The organism is Gordonibacter sp., assembly GCF_036667095.1.
In the GTDB taxonomy this organism is placed as follows: Bacteria; Actinomycetota; Coriobacteriia; order Coriobacteriales; family Eggerthellaceae; genus Gordonibacter.
In genome coordinates, this window is sequence record NZ_JAVWUP010000177.1 from 1 (window position 1) to 5,076 (window position 5,076).

Consider the following 5,076-nt stretch of genomic DNA (forward strand, 5'->3'; position numbering starts at 1 on the left):
GAAGGAGAACGCCGCGGTGGCCGACGCGGCTCAGGCCCGTATGGAGGCAGTGCTGGCGAAGGCTGTCAAGTAGGGTAAGCCTGTCCCATCGGTGGTGGTTTGACGTTGCGGCGGCTGTTCATGGTCGCCGCAACGGTTCTAGACGAGGGCTTCGCCCGTGGAAATGACGTGCTGTACAAGCTATAGGAAGGATCTCACTGTGAAAACTCGAGAGAAGCCGATAAAAGAGGTGAAGTTTCGTCATGGCGTGCTGGCCCTCGGCGCGCTTGCGGTTGTCATGTTCGGCTGTGTGGTCGGATTGGGGGCTGAGCCGCAGATTCCGCTGGTCATAGGGTGCGCTATTGCTGGTGGTATCGTTATGTACCTGGGACGCACGTGGGAAGATGTGCTCGACGCCATGCTTAAGGGCATCAACGACGCGATGGAGGCCGTGCTCATCTTGATGTGCATCGGCATGCTGGTTGGTGTGTGGATTCAGTCGGGTACGGTTCCGACTATGATCTATTACGGCCTTATGGTGGTTACTCCCGAGCTGTTCTTACCAATCGCTTTTCTGGTGACGCTTGCCGTTGGCATCGTGTTGGGCGCGTGGGGCGCGGCCGGCACTATCGGCATTGCTTTTCTGGGTATCGCCGCTGCGTTGAACATTCCGCTCGGCATGGCTGCGGGAGCGATCGTTGCCGGCGCCTACGTCAGCGAGATCCTTTCCCCTCTGGTTGATGGTCCGAACCTTGCCGCAGCCATTGCCGACTGCGGTGTCTTCCAATTGTGCAAGCGTTTTCTGGTGCCCTGCCTTCTTACGTGTGCGGGCTGTACCGTCATCTATCTGGTGATCGGCATGAACCTCGACGTTACGGGTTCTGTCGATGTTTCCAGCCAGGTATCCTCGCTTTTGGTAGCACTGGACGCGAACTACAACATCGGTCCCGTCACACTTATTCCACTTGCGGTTATGATCGTGTGCATCGCTTTGAAAGTACCGGCCCTCCCGTCGTTTCTTGCGGCCACTGCCGTGGGCATGCTTGAGGCGTGCCTGTTGCAGGGCTCGGATCTGGCCACGGTGGTCGAGGTAGCCAACCTGGGCGTGGTGAGCACGACCGGCTTCGCCGAGCTTGACACGCTTTTGTCCAACGGCGGCATTCAAGAAATGATGAGCACTATCTCTATAGTGGTGCTCGTTATGGCTTTCGGCGGCATCATGCAGCACACGCATCTTATGGATGCGCTCGTCGATCCTATCGTCAGCCGTCTTCGCCGCTTCGCCCAGTTGGTCACGGCAACCGTGTTCTCGGGCGCGCTGTTCAACGTGTTGCTGCCCGACCAGTACCCAGCTATCACGCTGTCCACGCAGATGTACAGCAAGGAATTTCGCCGCCGCGGCGTGCACAACGACGTCTGGGGCAACATCGTCAATTCCAGTGCAGGTATCACGTCGGTTCTGGTGCCGTGGAACACGTGTGCTGTGTACATGGTGACGGTGCTGGGCGTTCAGTGTCTTGCCTATGCGCCGTATGCCTTCTTCTGCTACCTGTATCCGCTGGTCATTATTGTGCTCGGCGCGCTATTCGGAAAGAAACTTGGTTGGCTGCCTCAAACCGAGGTTGCCGAACCCGAAGCGGCTGCTTTGCGGGAAGGCTGTTCGGACGGCGGGGTAGCTGCCCAAAACGCGTAAGAAACCTGAGACTCCTGCCTGCGATAGGGTGCGCAGGGGTCTCGCTCTACGGAGCATTTCGCCCAGAGCGCCTCGCCTGTGCGCCCCGCCCGAAGTGCAATGCACGCACGCGGTCATGCTGGCTGCGCGAAGGGGAATTTCGGAAGTGAGGAAATGCAATGAAGGGAAGCTTAAAAGAAGCGCGGGGCCAGGCGTGGCTCGTCGTGCTCGCTTGTGGTTTCATGATTTCGGGATCGATCGGCTTTCTTACCGTGGTTGCGGGTAACTTCTACGTGCCCGTCAGCGAAGGACTTGGCGTGGAAGAGTCGTCACTGACCCTGTATATGACCATCGTATGCCTAGGTCAGGCTATCAGTATGCCTCTTGCCGGCCGATTGGTTCCCAAGATGAACATAGCCGTGCACATGACGTTGATCAATGCCGTGGAGGCGGCGGCCGTGGTGGTCATGTGCCTGTATAACGACGTGTCTATGTGGTATGTTTCCGGTGCGGTGATCGGCTTTTGCATGGGATTCAATACGTCGGTCGGCATCGCTATCATCTTGAATAATTGGTTTTATAAGCGTACCGGCTTGGCTATTGGCATTGCGTGGGCGATTGCGAGTTTGTGCAACGCCATCATGAGCCCCATTATCAACTCGGTCATCTCGACGTCTGGCTGGCGCGTGGGCTACATTGTGCTCGGTTTGGCGGCTGCTGTGCTTATGTGCGGCGCGACTCTGTTCATCATTAGGCTGAAGCCCGAGACGAGGGGGTGCCTTCCGTACGGATATGCCGAGGTGGGCGGCGCTGCTGCGGCGGAGTCTGCCGAAGGCGTGGACTTCAAAAGAGCGGTGAAGTCGCCTGCCTTTATCGCACTGATTGTTGCGATGTGTCTGATTGTTATGACCACGGTGACCAACCAGCTGTTTCCTATGTACGGAACATCGGTGGGGTTTGAGCCGCACGTTGGTAGTCTCATGGTTTCGGTTGCGATGTTGTGCGATATAGCATGGAACCCACTTATCGGCTGGACGTGCGACAAGTTTGGCCCCGCACGCGCTGTGGTTATGTGGGCGGTTGTAACGGTGTTGTCGTTTGTATGCCTGCTGTTCAGTGCCGCCTCGCCGATACTTGCTTGTGTTGGTGCCGGTTTGAACGACTCGATGTACGCCGTGTTCGGCACGGGTATCGCCACGCTGACCATGGCGATGTTCGGCCACAAAGACTACGGCAAGATTTACTCCCTCGTTCCCGCCATTGGTTATGTGCTGGGATCGATGGGCGCTCCGCTGCTAACGTCTATCTACGAGCAGACGGGCAGCTTCCAGCCTGTTTGGATATTCTGCATCGTGTGCGACGTGGCAATAGCGGTACTTGCTGTTGTTGCCATGAGGGCCAGCAAGAATCTTCCCTGGAGTCGTGCGAGCACGCCTGCTATCGATGAAGTTGTTTCCGAACGCTTGGAAGACGGAAAAGCTCCTGCTTAACACGAGGGTGACGCATGTGGGACCAAGACGTTATTCCGCAAGGCCGGCCGTCGATACTCTCCGGTGCGCACTGAAGAGTATCGACGACGTGGCAAGGGCGACCTGCTTGCGGGTGCAACCCTTATATACCAATAGAGAATGAGGAGAAGGCTATGCCATACGAAAAAGGTTCGGGGCCGTCGGTCGTCATCGCTCTGGGCGGCAACGCCCTGGGCAACACGCCTCAGGAGCAGCTTGAGCTCGTGAAGGCCACGGCCAAGAATATCGTGGACATGGTGGGCGAGGGCATCAACGTCGTGGTCTCCCACGGCAACGGCCCGCAGGTCGGCATGATCAACAACGCGTTCGCCTACGCGTTTGCCCATGACGGCAAGACCCCCGAGATGCCGTTCCCCGAGGCCGGCGCTATGTCTCAGGGCTATATTGGCTACCAGCTCTCCCAGGCCATCCTGAACGACCTCCGGGAGCGCGGCATCATGCGTTCCACGGCCAACGTGATCACCCAGACGGTGGTGAACCCCAAGGACCCGGCGTTCCAGAACCCCACCAAGCCTGTGGGTGGCTTCCTCACCGAGGAAGAGGCTGCGGCCAAGGCTTCCGAGACCGGCTGGACCTACAAGGAGGACGCCGGGCGCGGATGGCGCCAGGTAGTTGCCTCCCCGAAGCCGGTGCGCATCGTGGAGTTTGATGCGGTGAAGGATCTCATGGACGACGGCTACGTGGTCGTGTCCACGGGCGGCGGCGGGGTGCCGGTGTTTGAGACGCCCGAGGGCTATGTGGGCGTGCCGGCGGTCATCGACAAGGATCGTTCCAGCGCTAAACTCGCCGCCGATTTCGGCGCGGACATGCTGGTCATCCTCACGGCCGTGGAGAAGGTGTGCGTGAACTTCGGCAAGCCCGACCAGGCCCAGATCGACACCATGACGGTGGCCGAGGCTGAGGAGTTCATCGCCCAGGGTCAGTTCGCCCCCGGCTCGATGCTGCCGAAGGTCGAGGCGTGTATCGAGTACGTGCGCGCCTACCCCGAGGGCAAGGCGCTCATCACGAGCCTCGAGTGCGCCGCCGCGGGCATCGAGGGCAAAACGGGCACGGTCATCACGGCGTAAAGTTTTCGCATTCCGCCCTGTACTCTATGCAGGGCGGAAGTGTTTGATCTGCGGATATCTTTCTTTGGAGAGATACGTCGGGCGTCTTGCGGCTGCCGCCCTTTAGCCGAGAATGTCGCTTTTTAGAGCAGGCGTTTGCCGTTGCGAGTCGCTCGAACAGGTTAAAAAGATGCCGCGCAGCGCTCATAGAGCTCGCGCATGTTCTCGATGAGCGCTGCACGGAAGGGCGCTCGCCCAATCGTTCTGTCAAATTGGTCGAGGGGGAGGAAGCGTTTCATCTGTCGCGTGAATTCTTCGCCTTCAATAATCTGAGGCAATTCTTTTCTCAAGCGCAAGACTCCTTTCGCGAATGTTTTCGTCTCGTTGTAGTCGATTTCTTTTCGCATGCGCAAAACGCATGCTTCCTCAAGGTCGATAGTGGGGCGGCGCATGAGCCACTGCATGTCCCAGATATCTCGGTAGCGAATGTGGGTCGAGCAAGCAAACGCTTCGAGTTTGTCGGCGAGTATCTCTTCGAGCGTTTTGGTGAACAGGACAATGTCCTCGTAGCTGCTGGGCAAGCCCTTCCACCAGCTTGTTCAGCTGCATCGTATACATCAAGCGGCTCGTCGTGCCGGATTACTCAGCGTACTTCAGCGTCATTCCGGCCATCGGCCGCACGGTGAGCGAAGCCAACCCCGACATGAAGTGCGCCACCCCCGAGTATTGCTTCATCAGCTACTTGGACCCCGAATACAAAGAGCGCGACATCAGCATCGAGTACAACGAGGCCGTTGTGGCCATGGGCAACGATGTCGACGGCATTTTCTTCCGCGAAATGCCCGCCGTG

4 protein-coding genes and 1 pseudogene are annotated in these 5,076 nt (G+C 58.3%); 4 read left to right on the plus strand and 1 reads right to left on the minus strand.

What is annotated here, in order from left to right; all coding sequences use genetic code 11:
- The first annotated feature begins 199 nt into the window (after positions 1-199).
- From RR842_RS11810 to arcC, 3 genes are all read left to right on the plus strand, one after another.
- On the plus strand, positions 200-1,672 hold the full coding sequence (locus RR842_RS11810; RefSeq protein ID WP_332514538.1) for a Na+/H+ antiporter NhaC family protein: 1,473 nt from the start codon (positions 200-202) through the stop codon (positions 1,670-1,672).
- 158 nt (positions 1,673-1,830) lie between these two features.
- Positions 1,831-3,141, plus strand: coding sequence for an MFS transporter (locus RR842_RS11815; RefSeq protein WP_332514537.1), 1,311 nt, complete (start codon positions 1,831-1,833; stop codon positions 3,139-3,141).
- Between the two features lie 152 nt (positions 3,142-3,293).
- Positions 3,294-4,247, plus strand: coding sequence for a carbamate kinase (gene arcC / locus RR842_RS11820; RefSeq protein ID WP_332553187.1), 954 nt, complete (start codon positions 3,294-3,296; stop codon positions 4,245-4,247).
- 161 nt (positions 4,248-4,408) lie between these two features.
- Here the strand turns inward: arcC and RR842_RS11825 are convergent, their stop codons facing one another.
- Positions 4,409-4,807: a nucleotidyl transferase AbiEii/AbiGii toxin family protein gene (locus RR842_RS11825; RefSeq protein WP_332729845.1), complete on the minus strand. Its 399-nt coding sequence runs from the start codon at positions 4,805-4,807 to the stop codon at positions 4,409-4,411.
- A 50-nt stretch (positions 4,808-4,857) separates the two neighbouring features.
- Here RR842_RS11825 and RR842_RS11830 point away from each other — a divergent pair.
- Positions 4,858-5,076: pseudogene (locus tag RR842_RS11830) on the plus strand (MerR family transcriptional regulator); the annotation flags it as partial.

Bases quoted from the DNA above. Each gene is read 5' to 3' on its own strand.
- RR842_RS11815 (WP_332514537.1), top strand. From the start codon at position 1,831: ATGAAGGGAAGCTTAAAAGAAGCGCGGGGCCAGGCGTGGCTCGTCGTG.
- arcC (WP_332553187.1), top strand. From the start codon at position 3,294: ATGCCATACGAAAAAGGTTCGGGGCCGTCGGTCGTCATCGCTCTGGGC.